The following is a 24470-nucleotide window of genomic DNA, read 5'->3' as shown; positions in this document are numbered from 1 at the left end:
ATGCTCTTAGAACAGCTCATCCTGACTGAATTCATCGTCTGAGGCTCCATTCTGACTCTGAGCCGCTCGAGTAAATGCCAACGCCCCCTGATCTTGCAGCAAAGCGACCGCCGACTGGCAACGGTCACGCAAATCACCGTCCAACATCACCGCCTCCGGTGCGACCATGAACGCACGGTCGTTGATGCCTTCCAAATACAAGCCGTCCAGCCCCTCCACACGCGAAAGCGCCACATATCCCATGCCTGGCACGAATGTGCGGCGCAAATCCATCACCGCACGGTCGAGCGTCATGCCCTGCGACTTGTGGATGGTAATGGCCCATGCGCAGCGCAGCGGCACCTGCTTGACCGAAGCGAGCACCGTATCGCCATCCATCATGTCCCACGACGCTTGCTTCATCGTGACAGTATTGCCGTTCTCAAAGGTGACGATCGGCCATCCACCCTTGTCCTGGTCTACGAATCCCTTCACCGTTCCGATGGAACCATTGACGAACTGCCGATCGGTATCATTGCGCAAGGCCATCACCGTAGCTCCGGTTTTGAGCACCAGATGCTCAGGGGCGAGCATGTTCTTCTTCAGACGGGCAACGAGATCTGCAGCACCGGCAGACTCGGCATCGTAGCCGTGCGTCTCATCTTGAATCTGCGCCAAACGAAGATCGTTCAGTGCATCCGCCTGCTTGTTAACAGGGAAAAGATGCACTGCAATCTCACCTTCTTGCGGTGCGATACCTTGCCGGCCAACCAACACTTCACGGTCGTCCTGACTCACTGCCCCTTCGCGAATATCGGTGAGCACGTCCAAGAGTCGGCCACTGTCCTGACGATGCTGCTCGGTCAGATAGCAGACAACCGGATTCAGCTCGTCCCATACCAACGACTGCGTGACGAACCCCTCCGGATCTTTGCCTGCAGCAGTATATCCGTCACGAAACGCTTCCAGTTCTGGGCTGGGCATCTCAGCAGCCCTGCCAGAGCGACGCACCGGAGGCAGCTGGAAGAAGTCGCCCGACAACACCACCTGCAATCCGCCAAACGGTTCGGGGTTGTGGCGCAAGGCACGGCATACCTCATCCACCATGTCGAACAGCCAGGCATGCAGCATGGAGACCTCGTCGATGACCAGTACGTCAACCGCTTGTATTTTGCGGCTACGACGAGCTCGGATACGTTTCAGCAGTGGCGGTGTCATCACTTGCGCGATACCGACGCCACTCCACGAATGGATTGTCAGGCCGTCAACATGAGTGGCCGCGATACCGGTGGATGCGGTGACGGCAACATTCAGCCCGTTGGCACGAGACTGACGCACGAACTCGTTGAGCACGTAAGTCTTTCCTGCCCCAGGAGCACCGGTGATGAAAACGTTCGCTCCAGCGTTCAGTATGGTCAACGCTTCAGATTGTTTCATCACTCACTCCTCTGCGACGCTTTAATAATCGGCCTTCTGCGGGTGATTCGGGTCTTCGACCGGGTTGCCGTTGTTCTCATAGACGCGCAGCAAACTGGTGCTCTCCACCTCAGCCGCGAGCGCCTTGGCCTGATTGCTGTCAGGCCCGGGAGCCGGGGCGAAGAAGGCTTCACGGTAGTAACGCAGCTCATCGATCGACTCGATGATATCGGCCAACGCGCGATGTCCGCCATGCTTGGCCGGCTTGTTGTTGTAGACCGCAGGGTACCAGCGGCGCGACAGCTCTTTCATCGTGCTCACGTCAATCACGCGGTAATGCAGTTGCTTCATGAGCTTTGGCATATATTTGTCGAGGAATTTTTTATCGGAGCCGACGGAGTTTCCTGCAAGATGGGCTTTGCCGCGTGCAGGCAGGAAGCGCTTGACATAGGCCACGACCTGCCGTTCGGCCTCCTCAAGGCTTAAACCGTCCTTGTGCCATTCGTCCACGAGACCGGAAGAGGTATGCATGTTGCGCACGAAATCATTCATATGGTCTTCCGCGGCCTGGCTGGGACGAATCACCAAGTCGATGCCTTCGTCGAGCACCTTCATGTTGAAATCAGTGGGAACTACGGAAACCTCGCATAGCTCGTCATTGAAGATGTCAAGCCCGGTCATCTCGCAGTCAATCCAAATCATGCGGGAATCTTCCGCGCTGAATGTCAAATCCTCATTGTTCTCAGCCATCCCGGCCCACCTTTCCTCACTCTACAGAACTCACGATTTTACCGCGCAGCAACGACGCGTATTGCGTGTAGTTAGGCCACACGCATCACAAGTCCCGGGTTGCCCGCCGGCATACGTTGCGCCGGATGCTCAAGGCCGTTCGGCCAAGCCTACGCCGGCGCAAACGCATGTCTGTCCACAACTCTCGCAGAGACAACCATCATCGCCATGACATTGATGGTCTACGCCAGCTCACCACTGCTGACTCAGCACCTACTATCAGCGCGCGAAACGAGCACCTTCCTCAAGAGGAGTTATTTGCGGATACCCTGTATTTTCGAGTAAAGCTCGGCCTACCGGCCTTGAGGGTTCGAAAATGCAGGGTATCCGCAAATAACTCCGGGATTACCGTGAAAGGAAATCAGTTATGGAAGCCGTTGTAATTCGGAGCTTCGGCCGTCATCACGATGTCGTGCGGATGAGACTCGCGCAAACCGGCGTCAGTGATGCGGATGAAACGTCCCTTCTCCCACATTTCCTTGATATTGTGCGCACCCACGTAGAACATGGATTGATGCAAGCCACCGATCATCTGGTACAGCACAGCATTCAAAGACCCGCGATACGGCACTTCGCCTTCCACGCCCTCGGGAATGACCTTGTCGTTGCTGGTCACATCGGCCTGGAAGTAGCGATCCTTGGAGTAGGACTTCTTGCCACGTGGCGCCATGGCACCGAGCGAGCCCATACCACGATAAATCTTGTACTGCTTGCCGTGGAGCAGTACCTTCTCTCCCGGAGCTTCCTCACAGCCGGCGAGCGTGCCACCGAGCATGACCGTGGAGGCACCGGCCACCAACGCCTTGGCGATGTCGCCGGAATAATGGATGCCGCCGTCGGCGATGCAGGGCACACCAGCGGCTTGGCACACTTGAGCGGCTTCATAGACAGCGGTGAGCTGCGGCACACCGACACCGGCCACCACGCGGGTGGTGCAGATCGAGCCGGGGCCGACACCGATCTTGACCGCATCCACGCCGGCTTCGATCATGGCTCGGGCGCCGGAGGCCGTGGCGATATTGCCACCGATGACCTGCACGCCAGCGAAGGCCGGATCGGACTTGATACGTCGAATCATATCAAGCGCCAGACGAGCCTCGCCGTTGGCGGTATCCACCACAAGCACGTCCACGCCAGCTTCCATCAAGGCCGAGGCACGCTGCCATGCATCCCCAAGGAAACCGATGCCGGCTGCCACACGCAGACGACCCTGATCGTCTTTAGTGGCATCCGGGTATTGCTCGGTCTTCACAAAATCCTTGACCGTAATCAGGCCGGCCAGAGTGCCGTCAGCATCCACCAGGGGAAGCTTCTCGATCTTATGCTGCGCCAGCAGGCGGTGCGCGTCGTCACGGGAGATGTCAGCCGGACCGGTGATGAGATGCTCACGGGTCATCACGTCCTTGACCTTCAAGTGGTCGTAGTCCTCGGCGGCGATGAAACGCATATCACGATTGGTGATGATACCGACGAGTTTGCTGTCATTGTCCACCACTGGCAGACCGGAAATGTGGAAGCGACCGCACAGCTTGTCGAGATCCGCCAGCGTGGCGTCGGGATTGACGGTGAGCGGGTCGGTGATCATGCCGGACTCACTGCGCTTGACGATATCGACCTGCGCGGCCTGATCGTCAATGGAGAGATTGCGATGCAGCACGCCGATACCGCCGTTGCGGGCCATGGCAATGGCCATGTCGGACTCGGTCACGGTATCCATTGCAGCGGAAATTGCAGGAACCTTCATGGTGATCTCACGCGTCAGATGCGTGGTGGTGTCCACTTGAGAGGGAATCACATCAGTCTCGTTGGGCAGCAGCAGCACATCATCATATGCCAAACCAAGCTGGGAGAACTTGTCAGGTAACGGTGAATACGAAGAACCAGAATCACGTGTTGAATCTAAAACCATGGCACAACTATATGGTCGGCATATGACATCCACACCCCTCAGACAGCACGCTGCGCGCCGCGCGAAACAGACATTGCAGCAATAATCGATCTCAGTGAAAGGTGGGCCCGCCTACCGCTCGTTCTCGTCTTCTTCTTGGGCCGCGTGCAGAGCAGCCGCAGCATTTTCCTCACGCCATTCCGGCATTCTTCGTCGCAGATACGGCATCATCGTAAACACCGTCAGTACCACTGCGGCGATGATCATGGCGCTGACCACATAACGCACTTTGAAGAACAGAATCATGATGGAACCGAAGGAAATCAGAGCCGCCCAACCCCACAGAATCAGCACCGCCCCCTGCACGCTGTGCCCGATGCGCAGCATGCGATGGTGCAGGTGCATGCGGTCGGGATGCATGGGAGACTGTCCCTTCGCCAAACGACGCACAATGGCCAGCACCATGTCCAGGAACGGCAGGAACAGCACCAACAACGGCAGCAGAATAGGCATGAACACCGGCAGATAGATGCTGGTGTGCACCGATGCGGGATCGAGATGGCCGGTCATGATAATTGAAGCGCAGGTGATGAGGTATCCCAAGAGCATGGAGCCTGAATCCCCCATGAACAGTTTCGCCGGATGCCAGTTGTGCAGCAGGAAACCCACACACATGCCGACCATCGCCACGTCGAGCAAAATAGCCATGGACGCATAGCTGGGCGACGAGCGAGCAATGATGTACGAGTAAATAGCAAAGGCGATACCGCCTATGGCCACTATGCCCGAGGCCAGACCGTCAAGACCGTCAACGAAGTTCACCGCATTGATTGAAGCGACGATAAGGAATGCGGTGATGGCCATGGAGATGCTGGGAGAAGCGGTGACCAGCGAGCCAAAGGGCAGGAAGATGGTCTGCACCCCGCCCCACGCCACAAAAACAGCGATGAGCAGCTGCCCGGCAAGTTTGAGCATCCAATCCAAATCCCACAAGTCGTCCGCCATGCCAAGCAGGCAGATCATCGCCGCACCGGCCAACACCACCCAAGCCTGTCGCGAACCTACAAACAAGCCGGAAATGAAAGGAATTCTGCTTGCAAACAGCAATGCGACCGTAAAACCGACCAGCATGGCCAAGCCGCCCATACGTGGGGTGGGCACAGTGTGCACGTCCCGGGCGCGCACCTGACCTACGGCCCCGATACGGATGGCCAAGTGACGCACCAAAGGCGTGACCAGCCACGTGACGCCGCCGGCGATGGCCGCGATGAACAGATACACTCTCATGCGCTCACCCCTGCACGTCAGAGTTCGACATTGCGGAAGCGGATGCGTTGCCACACTCGGCGCCTTCACCGGCGAGCACCGACAGAATGTCGGCTGAGGAAATCTTGCCTTCCCGAACGATCTCGACGCCGTACCGTGCGCCGTCATTCCCCATCACCACGGTGCTCGCCACGTGCCCGCCGGTGGGGCCACCGTCGAGATACAGATCCACATCATCGCCGAACGCAGCGAATGCCTCATGCACAGTCTGCGCACTCTCCTGCCCTGACCGGTTAGCACTCGAACACGCCAACGGACCAACCTTGCGCAGTACTCGCAGACACGGCTCACTGTCAGGCACACGCACCCCTTGAGTACGTTGACCGTGTCCATCCGATTCCACAGTCGCAAGCCGGCAGTCCTCACGCGCCTGAGCAATCGGAGAAAAAGGGCCAGGGAGAAAAGCCTCAGCCAGTCGTTCCAACGGTTCGGACAGATACAAGCCCAACCGCTCAAGGTCAGCAACGGAGCTCATGAGCACCTGCAACGGCTTGGAAAGCGGACGCTGCTTGGCTTGGTATATGCGCGCCACCGCGCGGGAATCGAACGGGTTGCAGGCAATGCCATATACCGTGTCGGTCGGCAGCACCACCAGTCCACCGGCTTTTATCACTTCTCCTGCCCCAGCCAACGACGACTCGTTGATTTCGCATATCTCGCTCATGACGCCTCCGCAAATCTCTTGTCCAATTGCACCATTGCGCCGCGACTTCGTCACCCTCAATGCCGTGCGATATGCGGCACAACTCACACACTTCAAACCTCACTGCAATGCGATACAATGACATCATCAACCAACACATGCCACGAGCGATACCAATGGAGGACAGCATGGCATCAGTACCACCGTTTGAACTGGAACAGCCGCATGACAGCGAACTTGACGAGATGCTCGCCGGAAAAATCTACGACGCTTCCGACCCTCAGCTCGAAGCCATGCGCGTGAGAGCCGCCGACCTGTGCTCCACATTCAACTCAACACCTCGAAGCGACGCCTCGAAACGTGAACATATACTCAACTCGTTACTGCCCCACCACGGCGAAGGATTGGACATCGCCGGCCCCATCGCATTCGATTACGGATGCCACACCACATTCGGCGACCGCGTTTATGCCAATTTCAACCTGACCATACTCGACTGCGCGCCCGTCACCATCGGCAGCGACGTGCTCTTCGGCCCGAACGTCTCCCTGCTGCCGGCCTCGCACCCAATCCGTTGGCAGGATCGCAACATGCGCCGCCGCGACGACGGCAGCTACTACGACTATGAGTTCGCCAAGCCCATTACCATCGGGTCGAACTGCTGGTTCGGCGGCAATGTGACGGTCATCGGTGGGGTGACCATCGGCGACGGGTGTGTGATCGGCGCAGGTTCGGTGGTGACACGCGATATTCCTGCCAACAGCGTGGCCGTGGGCAACCCTGCACGGGTGATTCGCACCATCGGAGATGCCGATGCGGCCATCTATCAGGAATATGCGCAGTAGGCGCGCCTTATCAACATCAACGTCCCATTTCGTTCCGTGAGCACTCTTGCCGGACCAAGAAGCAATGCCTCTCTTAAGAATCGTTGAAATATCAACGATTCCATGCATCGGTAACTGCACACTGTTCGTTGCATGTACTCACGGAACGAGACACAGGCTTGTCTGCTAGCTGTTGAACGCGTATAGGTATCGCGGCCGGCCAGTGAGGTCATTACCGGTGGCAGCACGGTCAAAACCCTGCGATTGCGCGGCTTGGACGAGTGCTTTGCCTTGACTGATGTCGTGCTCCATGACCAGCAAACCACCAGGACGAAGCAGTTTTGCCGCACGGGCAATGATGAGCTCGGGAATGCGCAGCCCATCATCTGAACCACCATAGAGCGCCATCGCTGGGTCGTGGTCACGTACCTCGGGCTGTTCAGGAACCTGTGACGCGGGCACGTAGGGCGGGTTGGTGACCACCGCATCGATGGTACCGTCCATTTCACACAATGTCTCGGCAGCTGTGGCATCGCCTTGCAACAGGTGATATCGACTTGCATCACGATCTCGCTGAGCCGAACCCGCGGCAGCAGTGCCGGGTTTAACGGGACTCGAAACCAAGGTTTGCGATGATGCCGGTACTCCGAGCACCGCATCGCGATTGCGCCGCGTCCAGACCAAAGCCTCGTTTGACTGCTCCACAGCCCATACCTCGGCATCCGGCACCTCGCTGACGAGAGCCAGACCTATAGCCCCACTGCCAGCACACAAATCCACCAATCGTGGGGCGGGTATGCGCTGCTCGGTCAGCCAGTCGAGCGCAACTTGCACCACCGTCTCGGTTTCGGAGCGAGGAATAAAGACTCCGGGCCCCACCAGCAAGTCAAAATATCGAAATGGCGCATGACCGACAATGTATTGCAATGGTTCACGAGCGGCGCGTCGATCCACCATGTCAAGGAAGAATTGCTCTCGAGCCTTCTCATCCGCTGTGTTGTCATCGTGTTCTCGTTGTGCCGCTTCGACGCAGCCAGCACGATCTCGGCCGCTTGAACAGCGACCGCCTGAAGGAGACCACTCTGCCTTGCCAGCAGACAGATCACGACCAAGCAGCAGTGCCGTATCCACATCTCGTAGTTCAACCCCGAACGCATGCGCCAGCAGCAACTTCGCATCGTGCATCGGCGTCGGTACACCAGCCGCTTCGAGAGCGCGTGCGGCACCGTCAAGCAATTCGGCCGTGCTCATCGCACCTCCTCAGCCCTTATTCGCGCCCAATCGTTCTGCTTCGTCAGCCTGAATATCGCTGTCGATCACGGCCTGCAGGTCGCCGTCGAGCACCTGATCAAGGTTGTACGCCTTGTAGTTCGTACGGTGATCCACAATGCGGTTCTCGGGGAAATTATAGGTGCGAATGCGCTCGGAACGATCCAGCGAGCGCACCTGCGAGTGACGCATGTCGGCGGCCTCGACGGCTTCTTTCTCATGTTTCATGGCAAGCAGGCGCGATTTGAGAACGCGCAAGGCGGCCGCACGGTTCTGAATCTGCGACTTCTCGTCTTGCATGCTCACCACCACACCGGTGGGAATGTGAGTCATACGAACGGCCGAATAGGTCGTGTTGACCGACTGACCGCCGGGGCCCGAGCTCATGAAGATATCGATTTTGAGATCTTTGGGATCGATCTCGATCTCATCGTCATCGTCGTCAGCCTCAGGGAACACAATGACACCGGCTGCTGAGGTCTGGATGCGCCCCTGCGACTCGGTGACGGGAATGCGCTGCACACGGTGCACGCCGCCCTCGTATTTGAGGCTTGCCCACACACCGTCTTCCGGCGCCGGGTTGCCCTTGGCACGGATGGCTATCTGCACGTCCTTGACGCCACCAAGCTCAGTCCCGTTCTGGCTTTGAAGCGTAACCGTCCAGCCGCGCTTCTCGGCGTACCGGGTATACATGCGCAGCAGGTCGCCGGCGAAAAGGGCTGCCTCGTCGCCACCGGTGCCGGCCTTGATCTCCATGATGGTGTCACGCGCGTCGTCTGGGTCTCGCGGAATGAGCGCAGTGCGCAGCTGCTCTTCCACGCCCGGCAGCTTGGCTTCCAGTTCTTTGGCTTCGGCGGCGAAATCCGGGTCTTCCCCGGCCATTTCCTTGGCTGCTTCCAGGTCGTCGCGCACACTGCAATATTCGTGGTACGCAGTGACGATGGACCCCAGTTCGGCCCTGCGCCGTCCAAGCTTGCGCATGGCCGCAGGATCGACGGCAACCTGAGGCTGACTCATCTGCGCTTCGATGCCGTTGTATTCTTCTTCAGCCTTGACCGCTGCTGTGAACTGTTCGTCTGCCATCTACCCTACCTATTTCCGCCCTGTCGCGCACCTTGCCCGTACATACAAAAACGCCAGCATGCAGAAGGCCTGAATACCCAAGCCAATCTGCCATGCTGGCGCGTGAAGAATGCTACTTGCTCTTCTTGCCGTAGCGACGCTCGAAGCGTGCAACGCGGCCACCGGTATCGAGGATCTTCTGCTTGCCGGTGTAGAAGGGATGGCAGCTCGAGCACACATCAGCCGTCATGTGGTCGCCCTCAACGGTGGAGCGAGTGACGAACGTGTTGCCGCACGAGCATGTGACCTGTACGGTGTGATAATCAGGATGAATACCCTGCTTCATAATGTCTCCTAAGGAATTCAGGTGACCCGGGTCGCCTAACCCCGCTGGTCAGACGTGAACCGGAACTGTAAGTACTATAGCCATTGGCCTCGACGCATCAGCACGCTTGTCTCACGGCGAACGGCCGGCGGCACGCGCTACCTGCCGCCGAATGAACCGTCGCCGGCACCGCCGCCGCTGCCTGAAAAACCGCCGTCGGAGAAGCTGCCGTCAGACGAGCTGCCGGATGAGAGCACATGCTCAACGCTGGCCTGCACATCGTCAAGACCGGAGGCCAATTGCGCCCCGAAATCGGTGAAATCGAAACCACCTCGCGCATCCGACGAAGCTGTGGAGTCGGATTCGGTGAGCCTATCGGGCACACGACAGTACCAGTACAGCGGCAGGTCCCTGACATGCTCGTCAAGCCAGTCACCGTCGTTCAGCTGAGGATAGGCTCGCCCCAAACGCTCGATGAACCACCGGTCCGAGCCGATTGCTGTGGCATAGACGAGATATCGGCTCCACAGGCGCACATCGGGGGAATCGGATGCCATTGCATCAGCATCGTCCAGATAACGCTCCAAACCCAGCAGCTGACGGGTCTCACGCACACCCTTGCTCGTCAATTTGGTATACCGGGGAAGCTGCAGCAGAACCAAGTAGCAGAACATGACGGGAAGCCCCATCAGGAGCGTGAGTCCCCAGCCCTCATACCGCCACACACGCAGAAGGAATACCACATCCGTCACGCACGCCACCACCGTCACCGCCACTGCCAGAGCCACAAGCCAGTCGGGGCGAGCCAACCGTTGATGCCTGAATTCGCGCTGCGCACAGGTGGCGAATCGCGCATGCAACTTGGCACCGTGCTTCCAACGTTCAAGCTCATTACCAACCTGCTGCAAATCGAACACAGGCGAATTGAACCGATGCGCGCACGCTTGCAGGAAGGTCAGCAGCGTGCGCTGCGAATCCGACAGAGTCGGGCCGGCACCATCTGGCCGCCGCTCGGTCATGACGATCGTCGTCGTGTTCCCGCCTTGCTGCCGTGCCGTCTCCTCGGCCTGCACATTGTCGGCAGTGCGAACATCGACGGTTCCGTACCATGTGTGCGGTCCGGGATACAGGGCGATGAGATGCATGCAGGCAAGTTCCAGCAGTGTGGCGGACATGCTTCTCGAGTCGACTTTGGATTCACGCCCTTTCACCAAGCCATACAGTTTCGCCGCACTCGACGCACCGATGTCGGGAATTTCGCGGTTGTACCGGACATCGTCAAAGTTCGTGACGCTACGGTTCGATAGCACCACAGCGGCCAGCAACAGTGCTATGGCAACCATATTGGTCACACCATAAGCGAGGTATCGCTCGCCCCTGCTGCGAGCAACATAGTGCGCAGAATCCTCCTCGTGCCGCTCCTCCTCCATGATGTCGTCCTTGCGCTCGCCATGCTGGCGATGCCTGACCGTTCCCATCGCGGCACGGTCGAACATCGATACAAGATCGACATGGTTTTCCGGCTCCACGCTCTTGGCTTCGAACCTCAAGTGCCCGTCCGCGGCCCGTGACGTGGTACTCGCCCCGCCGTAGTGCAGCCACGCCCACGACCGAGCAGGGACGACCCCCTGCGGCAGCGTGACGTCGGCACTCAATGTATCGATCAACGTTGTGTTGTCGTCACCGACCGGTTCCCACTTGAAGTACGCCACATCGTCATAAACGCTCACCACGTCCTTGAAAGTCATGGAGACATCGAACTTCATGCTGCTCGCGGAGTCGGTGACCGGAATGTTCCAGCCGATCTCCACAGTGTCCCCTGCACGGCCGTTACTGGAATCGCTCGACGAAGTCTCGTCATCACCATCCTCGTCGGCATCACTGCCATCAGCATCGTCATCGGCACTGGCAACATTGCCGCCACTCTTACCGTCTTCACCGCCGTATTTGTCTTCGACGAGAGCATCCTTGGCCACAGCGTCGAACTCGCTGCTCGTCATTGCCGCAGGTCTATAGGCGCACAGGTCCATGTCCTTGCATTCGTCGGCATTGACGGAGGCGTACCAGCTGCCGGCATCCACCTCATCCCAATCGTCACGCTCCAGGTTCGCTTTGGAATCGGTGGTGCCGTGCCGGTATACCGTACCGGTCGCAACGTCCTTCACGGAGACGTCGGTGATGGCGCTCAGCTGCTCGTCACTGAGCTGGTAGCGCTGGTACAGCTGGTGCCACGGGGCGCTGCGGTGAGGCAAGGAAACATCGATGTGCTCAGTGAACCGCAGGTCGCCGTTCTTGTGGACGACCACGTCGTAATCGAGCGAACGGTAAGTGACATCACGGTCCCGGGAGCCGCCCTTAAACCCAACGGTGAGGAGCAGGAGCACCACAACGGCGACCACCGCAACCACCGCAACCGTCACTGCATCGTTGACCGCTTTGCGGGTCAGTGTTCTCGACATGCATATCCTTTGTCGTCAATCAACAGCTCCAACCGACGTTGCCCGTACCGGCCACCACTCACCCGGCGCGGAAGCATCCGTCAAGATGGTCGTCAACCATGCCCGCGGACTGCATGAACGCGTACATAGTGGTAGGGCCTACGAATTTGAACCCAAGCTTTTTCAGCGCCTTGCTCATGGATTGGGCTTCGGGCGTGATCGCCGGCACCTGCTCCACCGCGGTCGGGCGCCGCACAAACGTCTTGCCGCCCACCAAGTTCCACAGGTAATCCGCCAGAGATACCCCGTCGCGCTTCATGCTTACGACAATCTTGGCGTTCGCGATGACCGCCTCGATCTTGCCACGGTGACGAATGATGCCGGCATCGTCGAGTAAAGACGGCACTTCCCCATCCATGCGCGCGACTTCTTCGGGTATGAAATTGTGGAACACCTCGCGCATGCGCGCCTGCTTCTTCAAAATGGTGCTCCACGACAGCCCGGCCTGCATGGCTTCCAGACACAGCCTGGCAAACAGTTCGTCCGAGTCATGGCACGGCATACCCCATACCTCGTCGTGGTCGATGACTTCCAACTCACTCGTGTATGCCCAGAAACAGCGCGGCACACCGTCCCGGCCCACTACAATGGTCCTCGCCTGCGTCTGCATCTCATTGTCGCCCGGGCCGGTCACCTCTTCATCGCGCATGGCATTACCTCATCATCTGTCGATGCACATTTTCCATGCATTATACAAAACCGCAGTCCATTCATCGGCAATCTACTGATGAAGCGCGGCGTAACCTTCCAGAGTATCAAGGATGCGCAGCTGGCGCTTGTCGTAGAGTTTGGCACCGATATGCGTGCCCGCCACCAGGACGATGAGGGCATTGATTACGGCGGTGATGGCAATGGCCGGAACATAGAAAACGCCAAAGTCTACTGCGAACAGACCAACGAACGTCACCGCCAGGGTCGGGATCATGACGACAAACGTAAGCAGCGCATAGAGCAGCGGGAAAACGAACTGGGCCGTGGCCCTGCCCTGAGGCGTGTTGAGCGGGCGTTCCAGTGAAGGCACCGGGTAGAGCATCGTGCACGACGAGATTTCCGCCAGCCCCAGCATCGCCCAAGCAATGGCCAGACTGATGGCAGCAAAACAGGCAAACCGCAGCCAACCTGCACCGGTCTTCCATTCTCCGGATACCGCAAGCAGTATCAGAGCCAGCACGGCGATGTATATCGTGGAGTATACGACCTGGACGCGCACTCGGGCATGCCGGTCGTCACGCCCGCTCACCCCTGCGAGCACTTGCATGGTCAGCCCTTGACCGTCATAAGCCAGGCCATTGCTCTCACACATCATCATGAAGCACGATGCGATCGGTAATATCATCCAAGTCGCAGATGCTAAAGGAGGCGCTTTGAACAGTAGCGGCACAACGGATATGGCTACAAACAGCAACGGCATCACCAGCAGCATCGACTGGCGTGGGTCGTGCTTGAGGCAAGCGACCAACCGTGCGCTTATCGCCCCGGAGGGGCCCTCTGGCATCCAAGCGAAGGCACCGATGCCTTTGACTCGCTTGGCCTCACGCACTTTCGGTGTATGCGTACGCTCGAACCGCAGACACCATACGGAACCCATGAAGCACAACACACATGTGAGAGCAAGCACCACAATCCTGCCGACGATGGCGATGGCGTTGCCGTCCATTGCGTCGAACGGCAGTTGCATAGCTGCAGCGAACGGAGTCCAGGCTGCAAAGCCGGCGAAGTTCGTAAGAGCAGCGGATATGGCTGTAATCTTTGCCACAATTGCACTTCCGCCCATCAAGGCAGTCGTCGAGGAAAGATAACCAGAACCGGCACCCATGCCCATACAGAAGACAAGCGTAACCAAGGTCATCACGGTGGTCGATCGCGCCACCAGACTCATCAGTGAGACGCACAACTTGGAGATGCTCATGAGCGTCACCACGAACAGCGGCGCCGCCAACAGAGCCATGACGAACGCTGCCGGACCCAGCGGAATATAAGCCACCGACCAAAGCAGCAGTGCCAACAGGCAGGTGATTGCGGGCGTACCGGAGAGGCCAGAGAGCAGCATGCCGCCTTGGAGCTGCGCATCGGGGATGCCGTACAGTTCGAAATGCTTCGGGTCGAGGCCGGAACCTTGCCCGGTGTAGAGCACTTGCATGAGGATGACAAGCAAGGAGAACACGAGTGCCACAATCACCACGATGTTGCGCATAAGCGGGGTCGCGTCCGCAGGTGTGATACTTGTCGAGAACGCACGGTTTACGCCGAATGCTGCTTGCCCGATGCCGACGACCACAGCCAAGGCGAGCAGCCAGGTGATGACGTAGTTCGCGAGCTGCCATGCGGAGGATTTGAGCGTGGCCCACGTGATGGCCCAGCGCATCTGGACGATAGTGAGTGCCGTCTTCATCGCGCAGTTCCTTCGCTTTGTGCCGTGGGCTGTGAAACCTGACCGGCGGCGTCAGTACCGTTAGTGCCTTCAACGTCGCCAGACTGCGCACCACCAGTCAGCCATTCCAGGTGCGCGGCACCATGGCGACCGCCTACCAGCTCCAGGAAGCGGTCTTCCAAGTCCTCACCGGCGGAAACCTCCGCGAGGGTACCGGCGGCCTTGACTTGGCCGTGGTCGATGACGGCCACATGGGTGCACATCGACTCCACCAGCGCCATGACGTGCGAGGAGATGATCACCGTGCCGCCCGTGGCAGCGTACTCGAGCAGAATATCTTTGAGATTGGCCGATGAAACCGGGTCGACCGATTCGAAAGGTTCATCGAGCACCAGAATGCGCGGATCGGCAATCATGGCGCTGGCCAGGCAGATCTTCTTGGTCATGCCGGTGGAATAATCCTTGACCATGGTGTTCGCACTGTCGCTCATGTCGAAAGCGGCAAGCAGATCCTGGGCACGCTTGACAGCCTCGTCTCGCTTCATATCACGCAGCATGCCAGAATAGACAAGCAGCTGCAGACCAGTGAGGCGGTTGAAAATCTGTTCTGTCGAAGGCATGACGCCGAGCAGTCGTTTGGTCACATTGATATCGCTCCATACGTCATGCCCAAGCACGCTGATGGTGCCGGCATCAGGTTTGAGCAGTCCGGTGAGCATACGTAGCGTGGTGGTCTTGCCTGCGCCGTTGGGACCCACCAACCCATAGAACGAACCGGCGGGGATGGTCAGATTCAGATCAGCAACCGCACGCTTGCCATTGAAACTCATGCACAGCCCTACGATGCTGACCGCAGTCGCTTGCTGAGCAGGGAGTACGCGACGCACCACATTGTGTTCAATATCATCTCTCATGGTTTTAATATACCGAATTTATTACTATGCCGCCTTGATACGACCAGTTTCGTCAACGAAACCAACATTCCACACCTGCCCAAACTTAGCCAAACTCCGCCTATTGAACATACCCACTGAACATACCCACCCTGATTCGATGCATCATGCAACATCGGTATAGTAGCGGTATGACTTTCAAGGAACGTGTGCAGCATGCCCGGCAGGAGCCGGCACGGACCTTCCCCCAGTACGCAACGATGGTGTTTGCGCTCGGGGTGGTTTTCGCCATACCGGACTCGGCGTATATGGGTAGGCTTGCCCTGCTCATTGCCCAGCCCTTACTCATCATCTTTCTGTACGTCGGCATTCGCAAAGTGCCAAAGCTGGCAGCGCAGCGAATACTAGCGGTATTGCTTATTACAGTATGCATTTGGTCAGCTCCGTTCCTGCGCCGCGGAGGCTATCTGCTGACTTACATCGTCATCGCCGAAATGTCACTGCTGTTCAGTGAGACGTTCGGCTATGTCACCATCCTAGCATCCTCGCCTGTGATGTGGGTGCTCTCCCCCGTGCTCAACATGATGCTCATCTTCCGAGAATTCGACTACTACATGTCCTCGGTCTACGTACTGTTCGCAGGCATCCTCTTTATGGTATTCACCTCGCAATCCACCAAGCTGCAGCGAACCAATGACCAGCTAGGGCGCAGCGTGGATACCATAGAGTCGCTCACACTCTCACGCGAACGGGCGCGCATGGCCTCCGAGATGCACGATTCGCTCGGCCAGCAGCTCTCGGCCATCCATTGCCCACGAATCGGCGCTGAGCGCGCTGACACGAGCAGAAACCTCCGCACAGCAAGGCACACCATCGGGGCAGCACGATCAATCTCTGCACGCCAACGCACGCCCGACCAAGCTATTCGCTGACTCTGACACCAGCAATAAACCGGCAATGCTCGAAGATATCAAATCGGCAAAATCAGCGCTAACCCGTGCGGACAGCATCGCCAAAGGTACGCTCGCCGAAGTGCGGCAACTTGCTCGTGCACTCAGCCCCTCGGCCTTCGGTCAGCGTCTCAACAGCGAAACCATCGCACGCATGGCCGATTCCTTCACCGCTGCGGGCCTGAAGATGACCACCAGCATCACGGGGGACACTGCGCTCTTAAGCGAAACCGAACAGACACTGCTGTTCCGCGCACTGCAGGAGACCTTGACCAACGCAGTGCGCCACGCCCACGCCACGAATGTGCATATCAGTCTCACCGTCGGCGTCAATTCCACGCGCCTCACTGTGGAAGATGACGGGCCCGGCATGGACGAGGCAGACGCTGATCACGGCTTCGGACTGGCGGCGCTGCGCCGTCGTTTCGAGGAGGCTGGCGGGAGCATGACCGTCGGCGAATCACAGACCTTGGGCGGCACAGATATCACGCTCGTGGCACCTCGTGCCTCGTGCCGTTCCGCGCAACCACAACCGTTCCGAACAGCCCCATCAGCGAAACCGTAAACCCGAAACCAGCGCGTCTGCAATCAACTTGAGACTCAACCTCGCACCAAACCATTGCGCGCAACAAGCCAGGAACACACCAGCGTCACCGCAAGCCCCACTGCCAGCAGGGCCAGCGCGAGCCACACGAACGAGCCGAACGGTATGGGCATGGCGCGAACCGGTATGCCCTCGCGGTTGAAACCGAAAGCGATGCCGACCATCACCATCGCCACCGCCGCCACGGCAATCACGATACCCACCACCACGTCAATCAGCGTCTCCAGCACGGCAGCAAGCGTGAGCGAGCCGCTCATCACACCGAGCTGATGGAGCCGTCGGTTCTGAGCGCGTCGTTCGCTCAGCATAATGGCGACCGCCTGCATAAGGAAAATGAGCGCGAGCGCCGCCCCGCCCACAATCATCACCGAAAGTGCTTTCTGCCCAGACAGTCCTCGGGCAATGTAGCGCTCCGAGAACTCACGTTTGGTCTCTACTCGCACGTCGTTTGGAACGGCGCTCTTGACCTGCCGCACAATACGAGGAACATCATGCATCGAGGCTGCGGCAATGGCTGCGATACCGCAGTTAGTATCTCCAGTTTGCGGCAGTGTACCGCTCAGCGCCAGAAAGTCCATCTGCAGACCCGGCATGCCCTGCGGCGGGTCGATAAGCGCCACCACGCGTACAGCGTGCGTACGGTCGTGCCCGTCAATGAGCTGAACCGTATCGCTGAGCTTGTGCCCCACTACCTGTGAACTCATCGCCACCCGGCCAGGACCTAGGTCTTGCAAACTTCCTTTAGTCACATGAGGCACACTGGCCCTGCCGCCCTCGTCGGCAAGCTGCGCGACATCGGCCCACGCGACATTGACAATCTCACTGGATCCTTCCGCCAGCCAGCGCTGGGTCCGGTAGGTCTGTACTGAACTTGCTTGTTTGCCTAGGCAGCTCACGGCTTGGGCAATGGCGTTCTCGTGAGCCACGTTGTCGGTAGAGACAACCACATCCGCTTTGAGCGGGTCGAGAGTCAGAATCGCACCTCCTGCCGCACCGGCACGCGAAAGCCCCAGGAATGAGACAACGATAGTTAGTACCATGATGACAGGCATCGCCACGGAAATCGACCCCTCGGTCTCCCGGCGCGAACGCTGAGCAGCCAATAGCCCTGAACCGCGGGCGCTACCCCGCGAAGCCAGTCTCACCAACGAACCCACTGGAACCGCAATCGCGGCGACCAAAACTGGGGCGGCGGCATAGGCGAGCACGATCACCACAACGACGAGCAGCATGGTGCGCACATCCAACGTCATCGCCGGTATAGGAGAGACCACCAGCACCATGGCAAGCGCGAATGCCGCCACCGCCACAGTGCCACGCACCTTGTCGACTCCACGTTTGCCGAGCTTTTGCTGCTGCAGGAGGGACAGCGGCGCCTCACGCAGCAGGGAACGCATGGAAAACATCACACCAAGCAAGCTTGCCGCCAGCATCAGGGTGAATCCAAGCAGCGCGAAACTGAGCCGGGCCCGCGTCTGCAATGTCGATCACTGCGAAGCATAGGCAAAGAAACGGCCCACCGGAGTGACCAATGGCATGCTCAGGGCAGTGCCCAATGCCGTACTCAGTACCAGTGGCACCGAAAACTCGCCCAATGCAAGCGTAATGGCACGCCGGCGAGAGAGCCCGGCAAGCCGCATCAACCCGTACTCGCGCCGGCGCTCCTGCACCAGGAACGACACCGAGGAGAGCGTCAGAAACACCGCAACCAAGATGCAGCACCCCGCCGAGATGCCGGCAAGCATAATCGCCGAGGTATAGTCGCCATCGACCACAATGCGCTGGTACATGCTCATACCGGTAAGGTCCGGCTCGCCATCGCGGGCCAGCGCGGAACCGAGGATCTGCAGCAGCATGCTCGTCAGTACAGAAGCCAAGGCCGTTGCCACGCACAACACCGCGTAGGAGGCACGGTGGGCCTTGACCAGCGCCTTCACCATGGAAGCGAAGGAAGGATGCCGAGTGCCGATTCCGTTGGCTTCGTTGGCGCCATTGGTTTTACCGGTTCCGCCAGATTCGCCGGCGCTCGTGACCAGCACCATCGCATCATCGACATTCGCGCTCATTGTGTCACCGCCCGAGGCTGCACACCCTGTGCATGACCGCGCCCAGCGCCGCCCGTACGCTCCTGCGCGTGTACTTGCTGCGCCATCTGCACGAGGTGATCCGAAAGTTCCTGAGCACTGGCGCCGCTGCGCACCGATTCCACGTGCCCGTCAAGCAGGAAAACCGTACGCTGGGCCCGCGCGGCCACATTGGGGTCGTGCGTGACCATGAGCACCGTGCGCCCCTGCTCCACCATCCGTTCGAACGCATCCAGCACCAACGCGGCACTGCGCGAGTCGAGCGCGCCGGTAGGCTCGTCGGCGAAGACGATGGCCGGCTGGAGCGCGAGCGCACGAGCAATGGCGACCCGCTGACGCTGACCGCCGGAAAGCTCACTGGGATAACGCTCTGCGCAGCCTTGAAGCCCCACCGCGGCGAGCGCCTGCTCCGCTGTGCCTGACTCAATGCGTCTGCCGCCGAACAGGTCGGAAAGCATGACGTTTTGCAGGCAGGTGAACGCTTCCACCAGGTTGTAATCCTGAAATACGAAACCGATGTGGTCCCGTCGCAGGCGCGTCAGCTCCCCCTCACCCATCGTCGTCAGGTCGCGTCCGGCCACGCGCACCGACCCCTGTGCTACCGGAAGCAGGCCCGAAGCGCAATACAGCAACGTCGACTTTCCCGCTCCGCTCGGCCCCATCACCGCGGTCCACGAGCCCGGATCGCAGGTGAGATCCACGTTTTCAATGCCGGGAGCGGAGTCTGAGGCATCGTTCCCGTAGCGGTACGAAACACCACTGAGTTGCAGCGGGTCGTCCCGCAAACCCTCATCGTTCACCGTTCCCACAGCATTCCTTGCGCGTTCTGTTCTCGTTGTCATCTTCGTCAGATCACTCTCCCTGCCGTTCCGTCGTCCATCGTCCGAGCACCTACCGTCCATCATGCCGAGAAAACGCGCGGACAGCGATATGCCAAACGTCATGTCGAACCCTGAATCCCGCAATGGTCTGTACAGTGGATATCCTGAACAAACCCTGACCGAAGCAACGGCATCAACGAAGTCAGCATCGCAAATCCATCAGGCGCTCAAGTCACCCTCATTGTTCCCTTGATAAATGAGAAAGCGCCCACCTCAGACGCGCCAAAATAAGCTTTATGCTACGCTGTAAAAACCACCCCTATAGATTAGGAGATGCACATGCGCACGTATGCCAACCCGGAAGAACTGGTCGGCGAAATCAACAACAGGTATGACAAGTTCATTGCCGAGTTCGATTCCGTACCCGAGGAGCAGCGCGACGTGTTGGTGGACGGTGTCGATAAAACACCGTCGCAAATGATTTCATATCAAATCGGCTGGTTGACGTTGCTGCTGGCTTGGGAACACGATGAGAGCCAAGGCAAAACTGTCATAACCCCGGCCCCCGGCTACAAGTGGAACAATTTAGGCGGACTGTATCAGCAGTTTTATCAGGACTACGGCAAGCAAACACTGAAAGAGCAACGCAAACAGTTGGATCAATTAGTCGCCCAGGTGTGCCAGTGGGTGGCAACGCTCAGCCAAACCGAATTCCTGGAAGCCGGGCAACGTCAATGGGCCAACAATAGCGCCCAGTGGCCGATTTGGAAATGGGTGCACATCAACACCGTGGCTCCTTTCACCAATTTCCGGCCCAAAATCCGAAAGTGGAAAAAGCTGGTAACTCAGTCCTAATTGAGGGCAAAACGTCAATCATGACATCACTGCACGGTCTATTACTGTCTGCATCTGCGTTCAGAGATGAGTAAAAAGACAGCTACACCGGAATGACCATCATGTTGGGCTGAACGTAGCAGCCGAGGATGCGTGAGGTAATAACGTCCATGTCTTCGTCGCATAGACGGCCGATTCTACGAGCCTCACGAGCACTTAAGTCAAGCGCCCGAATTTGCTCGATTTGGGTGTAACCGTCAATCCACCCTTCACCGTCTTCCCGCTTGGTCTTCTTCAATGGTTGATGCAGTTCGAAATCCGGCCTACCATGCGAAATGGGAATCACCACGGTCGTGCTGCAGTTGCGATTGAAACCGTCATTGCTCACCACTACCGCAGGGCATTGCTTGGCTTGCTCATGACCTTTGGAGGGGTCAAGACCCACCAATACCACGTCACCATAATGCCAGTTCACAGCGCTTCCTCCCCTACCGGCGCACCGAACGGGTCCTCGCTCGCCCGGTAAGGCTCACTCCGATTCTTGAACAAGTCATCCAGATTGGTTACATGAATGACCCGCATGTTCGTACGAACCGGCTTCAAGATGATGGAACCGTTGCGGACCGTGGCCTCGACCTGCTCGCCGTCCTTCAACCCCACTTGTTCTCGTATACTTTTGGGGATACGCACACCTTCGGCGTTACCCCATTTCGACAGCGTCAATGTAGTCATAGCAGCCTCCCATCACAACACATAACGTATATCCCAGTATATACCTTACACACCACTCGCACTCAGCTATTCGCCGATGGTGGTCTGGATGGTGGCGATGGCCGACTCCTGCAGGGCGCTGCGCGCTGTCACGTATGTGGCGAATGACCCAATGACGACGATTGGCGCACTCACGGCGGCGAGGAGGCCCCACGGAACGACGGGTGCGAAGCTGCCGGATATCGGCATATAGGCCACTGCGGTGAGGAGCGCAACCATGACCGTTTCTCCGAGCGCGATGATGATACTGGTCATCATGAGGATGAAGCCATCCAAGACAGAGAGCACGATGAGTTGGTCGGGACTTGCACCAGCCACGGAAACAAGGGCCAGGTCGAGGTTGCGCTCGCTGGCAGATATGGCGAAACTGGCGAGAGCGCCGATGAAAGCGATAAGCAGCGCAGCCCACAGGCCGGACAGTATCTCCTTTGGACCGCCGGACGTGAGGTTCTCCAAACCCGGAACGGCTCGCACTGCGGCGGTACTGGTCTGACCGGCCGCGAGCATACCGGCGGCCAGAAAAATGCATGACGCCAGAGCGACAATGGTGGCACTGAACGCCTTGCCACGGCTGCGCACCGCAGCCTGCGAGCGCGCTATTTTCCAGATGGCCGACTTCACCGGCACCAGTCGGGTCCAGAATCTGGTGATCGCGCCGATAACCGGTCCGCCAGCACGGGCCAAGGCGACGAGCAGTAGAATGATGCCCAGCACCGGGCCGGAACCGATGAAATTGAGGACGGTGACAACCTGCTCCTTACTCAACGCTTGAGAACTGCCGCGCGAAAGATAGAGAGCCAGAACGATCGGCATCACAAGAACGAGCAATGCCATGGCAAACGCGACTTTGCCTCGCACACGCGTGGCAGTTGCTTGAGGAGCATCGCCCTGCGCGCGAGCCAGCATCTGGACCGGGACCATCTGCTCCAGTTCCTTCAGCGTCAGGCGCGTGGCCAGCAAGGCCACGACGGCCCCAGTAGCAAGCCCGGTCAGCACAGAACGCGGGAAATTGCGCCACGTAAAGGTGAACGGCACAGGCAGACGCGCACCAGGAGAATAGAAATCGATGATCCGAGGGGCAAGCAATGGCGAGACGAGCGCACCGACGAGCGACGCCAGCAGGGTCAGCACCAGCACTTGCGCCATGGTGATGAGCAACACCTGCCGAGGCGTGGCCCCTAAGAGCGAGAGCAAAGCCAACCCCTGCCTGCGCTGCCGGATCGAGGCCTGCAAGGTCTGCATGATGACCAAGCAACCCAGCGCGATGGCCGTGGCATACACCATGCTTAAGCCTGAGGCAAGATACTTGGCCGGGTCGCGCGTCTTGACCGAAAGCCCCATGTAGTAGTCGTTGACGCCCATGCTCACGCTCAAGGCGCACAGGATGGTCTGCACAGCGACCAGCACCAGCAGCACCCCGGCCCAGATGCCCTTGTTGGTTTTGAGGTCATTCCATGCCCACTTCATGCGCGCGCCCCCTGCGGCGCAGCAGCTTGCATATCCGCCGCGCCGACGAATCTGCCGTCCCGCATGGTATAGACCACATCGCTGAGGCTTGCCAGTCGCGGATCATGGGTGACGATGACGACGCATTTGCCGGGCCGGTGGGAGTACGCCTTGAGCTCGTCAAACACCAGCTGCCCGGTACGCTGGTCGAGCGCCCCGGTGGGCTCGTCGGCGAACACCACGTCAGGGTCGGCCACCAGCGTGCGAATCAGGGACACCCGCTGCTGCTCGCCTCCCGAGGGGGAGCCGGCGGCGTCTTTTTCATGACCATCCATACGGAACTTGGCAATCAGTTCTGAAACAGCCGCCCGGTTTACTTTGCGACCCGCGAGGTTGAGCGGCAGTTCAATGTTGTCGCGCACGTTCATGGACGGGACGAGATTGTAGGCCTGAAACACGAAACCGATGTGCGAACGGCGGAACAGCGCCAAATCCTTCTGACTTTTATCATGAATCGCCTCACCCAGTACCCAAGCGCCACCTTGCGAAATCGGCTCCAACCCGGACAGGCAGTACAGCAACGTGCTCTTCCCGCAGCCGGACGGGCCGGTAATGGCAGTCATGCCGTTGCCTGCGTTGAAGGCAAGATCGCTGAACACCGGCGTGGCGGTCCCGTCGCCGGAAACGAAACTCTTGCCCAGATGCTGCGCCACCACCATGGCGCCGGGCTGCGCACCCGAACCGTTCACCACATCAGCGCTCATCATCGAAATTCCCTCCTGTACGCTCATAGCCATAGTTCAACCATTCGCTTACTATCTTGCCGCTTTACAGCACAGTGAGTGATATGCCGAAAGTCATATCGAACCCTGAAATACCATGGCTGAACCGCTTAGCATGAACGGAACTAGAATGAGCGTATGACCAAATTACTGACATTTACGGCCAATCCCGAGCCAAATTCACTGACTCAAACCGTCGGCAAGGCGTTCCTGGAGGGAGGGGCCGAGGCCGGCGCAGACACCGAGTTCGTGGACCTGCACGAAATCGGCTTCGACCCCACCTACACCCTGGCCGACCGCAAGCAATACCTGAACGAAGGCCCGATGCCCGAGGACGCGGCGGCACTGCAGCGCAAGATCGAGGATGCCGACGTGATCGCGCTGGTCTTTCCGATTTACTGGTGCACCATGCCGGCGATGATGAAGGGCTTCACCGAGCGGGTGCTCTGCCGTCATTTCGGCTACAATCCGGACAAAAGCCCGAGCGCCATCGCTGACAAGACCTTCCGCGTCATCATGCTCACCGGCAGCTCCGAGCAGTGGTACCGCGACAACGGCATTCACGATGCACTCTACAAGCAGATCATCTACTACATGTTCCACCACTACTGCGGCGTGGATAATGCCGAGCTGGTGTACGTGGACGAGCTGAGCATGGGCGACGATTCGGCTGCAGCCCGCGCTCACGCAGCCAAACATATCGAGAAGATTAAAGTGCTGGGTTCCTTGCTGGCACAAGAACAACAAGAGACGCAACGCCAAGCGTGAGGCTGACGCGAAGCACACAAGCGTCTTTGCTGGACAGGGCATCGAGATGACTTTCCCTAGTAGATAGGAAAAGTTCCCTTCTTTTCAAACGTTCCCTACTATACTAGAGAAAGTTACGTTTCACACA

Annotated in this window: 24 protein-coding genes; 5 read left to right on the top strand and 19 right to left on the bottom strand. The window is 58.7% G+C overall.

Annotated elements, in window-relative coordinates; translation table 11 throughout:
* Positions 1-6: 6 nt before the first annotated feature.
* The 5 genes from AC3B5A_RS06940 to AC3B5A_RS06920 form a co-directional block, all read right to left on the bottom strand.
* Positions 7-1416, bottom strand: a complete 1410-nt coding sequence (locus AC3B5A_RS06940; protein WP_489760453.1) for a PIF1 family DEAD/DEAH box helicase — start codon at positions 1414-1416, stop codon at positions 7-9.
* Between the two features lie 21 nt (positions 1417-1437).
* Positions 1438-2145 (bottom strand): oligoribonuclease, encoded by a 708-nt coding sequence (orn, locus tag AC3B5A_RS06935; RefSeq protein ID WP_489799933.1) that lies wholly within the window; start codon positions 2143-2145, stop codon positions 1438-1440.
* A 400-nt stretch (positions 2146-2545) separates the two neighbouring features.
* Positions 2546-4093 (bottom strand): IMP dehydrogenase, encoded by a 1548-nt coding sequence (guaB, locus tag AC3B5A_RS06930; protein ID WP_489760455.1) that lies wholly within the window; start codon positions 4091-4093, stop codon positions 2546-2548.
* Between the two features lie 111 nt (positions 4094-4204).
* Positions 4205-5359 (bottom strand): MraY family glycosyltransferase, encoded by a 1155-nt coding sequence (locus tag AC3B5A_RS06925; protein ID WP_489799931.1) that lies wholly within the window; start codon positions 5357-5359, stop codon positions 4205-4207.
* 4 nt (positions 5360-5363) lie between these two features.
* On the bottom strand, positions 5364-6062 hold the full coding sequence (locus AC3B5A_RS06920) for an L-threonylcarbamoyladenylate synthase (RefSeq protein WP_489799929.1): 699 nt from the start codon (positions 6060-6062) through the stop codon (positions 5364-5366).
* 167 nt (positions 6063-6229) lie between these two features.
* Here AC3B5A_RS06920 and AC3B5A_RS06915 point away from each other — a divergent pair, with 167 nt between their 5' ends.
* Entirely contained in the window at positions 6230-6886 is a 657-nt protein-coding gene (locus AC3B5A_RS06915; RefSeq protein WP_489799927.1) for a sugar O-acetyltransferase, read from the top strand.
* Positions 6887-7051: 165 nt separating this feature from the next.
* Here AC3B5A_RS06915 and prmC read toward each other — a convergent pair whose 3' ends face one another.
* The 7 genes from prmC to AC3B5A_RS06880 all read right to left on the bottom strand — a co-directional run bounded on the left by prmC (position 7052) and on the right by AC3B5A_RS06880 (position 15304).
* The gene (gene prmC, locus AC3B5A_RS06910) at positions 7052-8116 is read right to left on the bottom strand and encodes a peptide chain release factor N(5)-glutamine methyltransferase (RefSeq protein ID WP_489799925.1); all 1065 of its coding nucleotides are present in this window, start codon (positions 8114-8116) and stop codon (positions 7052-7054) included.
* A 9-nt stretch (positions 8117-8125) separates the two neighbouring features.
* Positions 8126-9217, bottom strand: coding sequence for a peptide chain release factor 1 (prfA, locus tag AC3B5A_RS06905; protein WP_489799923.1), 1092 nt, complete (start codon positions 9215-9217; stop codon positions 8126-8128).
* Positions 9218-9329: 112 nt separating this feature from the next.
* Positions 9330-9542, bottom strand: coding sequence for a 50S ribosomal protein L31 (rpmE, locus tag AC3B5A_RS06900; protein WP_489760461.1), 213 nt, complete (start codon positions 9540-9542; stop codon positions 9330-9332).
* A 137-nt stretch (positions 9543-9679) separates the two neighbouring features.
* On the bottom strand, positions 9680-11980 hold the full coding sequence (locus AC3B5A_RS06895; RefSeq protein WP_489799921.1) for a DUF2207 family protein: 2301 nt from the start codon (positions 11978-11980) through the stop codon (positions 9680-9682).
* Positions 11981-12038: 58 nt separating this feature from the next.
* Complete coding sequence (locus tag AC3B5A_RS06890; RefSeq protein ID WP_489799919.1) at positions 12039-12668, bottom strand: DNA-3-methyladenine glycosylase I; 630 nt, start codon at positions 12666-12668, stop codon at positions 12039-12041.
* A gap of 72 nt (positions 12669-12740) precedes the next feature.
* Entirely contained in the window at positions 12741-14411 is a 1671-nt protein-coding gene (locus AC3B5A_RS06885; protein WP_489799917.1) for an ABC transporter permease, read from the bottom strand.
* A complete protein-coding gene (locus AC3B5A_RS06880) occupies positions 14408-15304 on the bottom strand; it encodes an ABC transporter ATP-binding protein (RefSeq protein ID WP_489799915.1) in 897 nt (298 codons plus the stop codon). Before AC3B5A_RS06880 ends, AC3B5A_RS06885 begins: the two co-directional genes overlap by 4 nt.
* Positions 15305-15474: 170 nt before the next feature.
* Here AC3B5A_RS06880 and AC3B5A_RS06875 point away from each other — a divergent pair, with 170 nt between their 5' ends.
* A complete protein-coding gene (locus tag AC3B5A_RS06875) occupies positions 15475-16215 on the top strand; it encodes a histidine kinase (RefSeq protein ID WP_489799913.1) in 741 nt (246 codons plus the stop codon).
* Between the two features lie 25 nt (positions 16216-16240).
* Positions 16241-16798 carry a sensor histidine kinase gene (locus AC3B5A_RS06870; protein WP_489799911.1) on the top strand — a complete coding sequence of 186 codons (558 nt, stop codon included), beginning with the start codon at positions 16241-16243 and terminating at the stop codon, positions 16796-16798.
* Between the two features lie 35 nt (positions 16799-16833).
* On the opposite strand, the gene AC3B5A_RS06865 is transcribed toward AC3B5A_RS06870, so the two are convergent.
* The 3 genes from AC3B5A_RS06865 to AC3B5A_RS06855 are packed head-to-tail and all read right to left on the bottom strand — an operon-like array spanning position 16834 to position 19730.
* On the bottom strand, positions 16834-18270 hold the full coding sequence (locus AC3B5A_RS06865) for a hypothetical protein (protein WP_489799909.1): 1437 nt from the start codon (positions 18268-18270) through the stop codon (positions 16834-16836).
* 54 nt (positions 18271-18324) lie between these two features.
* Entirely contained in the window at positions 18325-18903 is a 579-nt protein-coding gene (locus tag AC3B5A_RS06860; RefSeq protein WP_489799907.1) for an FtsX-like permease family protein, read from the bottom strand.
* On the bottom strand, positions 18900-19730 hold the full coding sequence (locus AC3B5A_RS06855; protein WP_489799905.1) for an ABC transporter ATP-binding protein: 831 nt from the start codon (positions 19728-19730) through the stop codon (positions 18900-18902). The genes AC3B5A_RS06860 and AC3B5A_RS06855 overlap by 4 nt, the downstream gene beginning before the upstream one ends.
* A 351-nt stretch (positions 19731-20081) precedes the next feature.
* On the opposite strand from AC3B5A_RS06855, the gene AC3B5A_RS06850 reads away from it, so the two are divergent.
* On the top strand, positions 20082-20597 hold the full coding sequence (locus AC3B5A_RS06850; protein WP_489760469.1) for a ClbS/DfsB family four-helix bundle protein: 516 nt from the start codon (positions 20082-20084) through the stop codon (positions 20595-20597).
* 82 nt (positions 20598-20679) lie between these two features.
* Here the strand turns inward: AC3B5A_RS06850 and AC3B5A_RS06845 are convergent, their stop codons facing one another.
* From AC3B5A_RS06845 to AC3B5A_RS06830, 4 genes are all read right to left on the bottom strand, one after another.
* Entirely contained in the window at positions 20680-21051 is a 372-nt protein-coding gene (locus tag AC3B5A_RS06845; RefSeq protein ID WP_489760470.1) for a type II toxin-antitoxin system PemK/MazF family toxin, read from the bottom strand.
* Positions 21048-21308, bottom strand: a complete 261-nt coding sequence (locus AC3B5A_RS06840; RefSeq protein ID WP_489760471.1) for an AbrB/MazE/SpoVT family DNA-binding domain-containing protein — start codon at positions 21306-21308, stop codon at positions 21048-21050. Before AC3B5A_RS06840 ends, AC3B5A_RS06845 begins: the two co-directional genes overlap by 4 nt.
* A 66-nt stretch (positions 21309-21374) precedes the next feature.
* A complete protein-coding gene (locus tag AC3B5A_RS06835; RefSeq protein WP_489760472.1) occupies positions 21375-22814 on the bottom strand; it encodes an FtsX-like permease family protein in 1440 nt (479 codons plus the stop codon).
* Positions 22811-23590, bottom strand: coding sequence for an ABC transporter ATP-binding protein (locus AC3B5A_RS06830; protein WP_489799903.1), 780 nt, complete (start codon positions 23588-23590; stop codon positions 22811-22813). Before AC3B5A_RS06830 ends, AC3B5A_RS06835 begins: the two co-directional genes overlap by 4 nt.
* 123 nt (positions 23591-23713) lie before the next feature.
* On the opposite strand from AC3B5A_RS06830, the gene AC3B5A_RS06825 reads away from it, so the two are divergent.
* Positions 23714-24343, top strand: coding sequence for an NAD(P)H-dependent oxidoreductase (locus AC3B5A_RS06825; protein WP_489760475.1), 630 nt, complete (start codon positions 23714-23716; stop codon positions 24341-24343).
* Positions 24344-24470 lie beyond the last annotated feature (127 nt).

The organism is Bifidobacterium sp. ESL1133 (assembly GCF_058107325.1).
The sequence above is the reverse complement of the archived record's forward strand: the minus strand, read 5'-3'. Positions and strand labels throughout refer to the sequence as shown.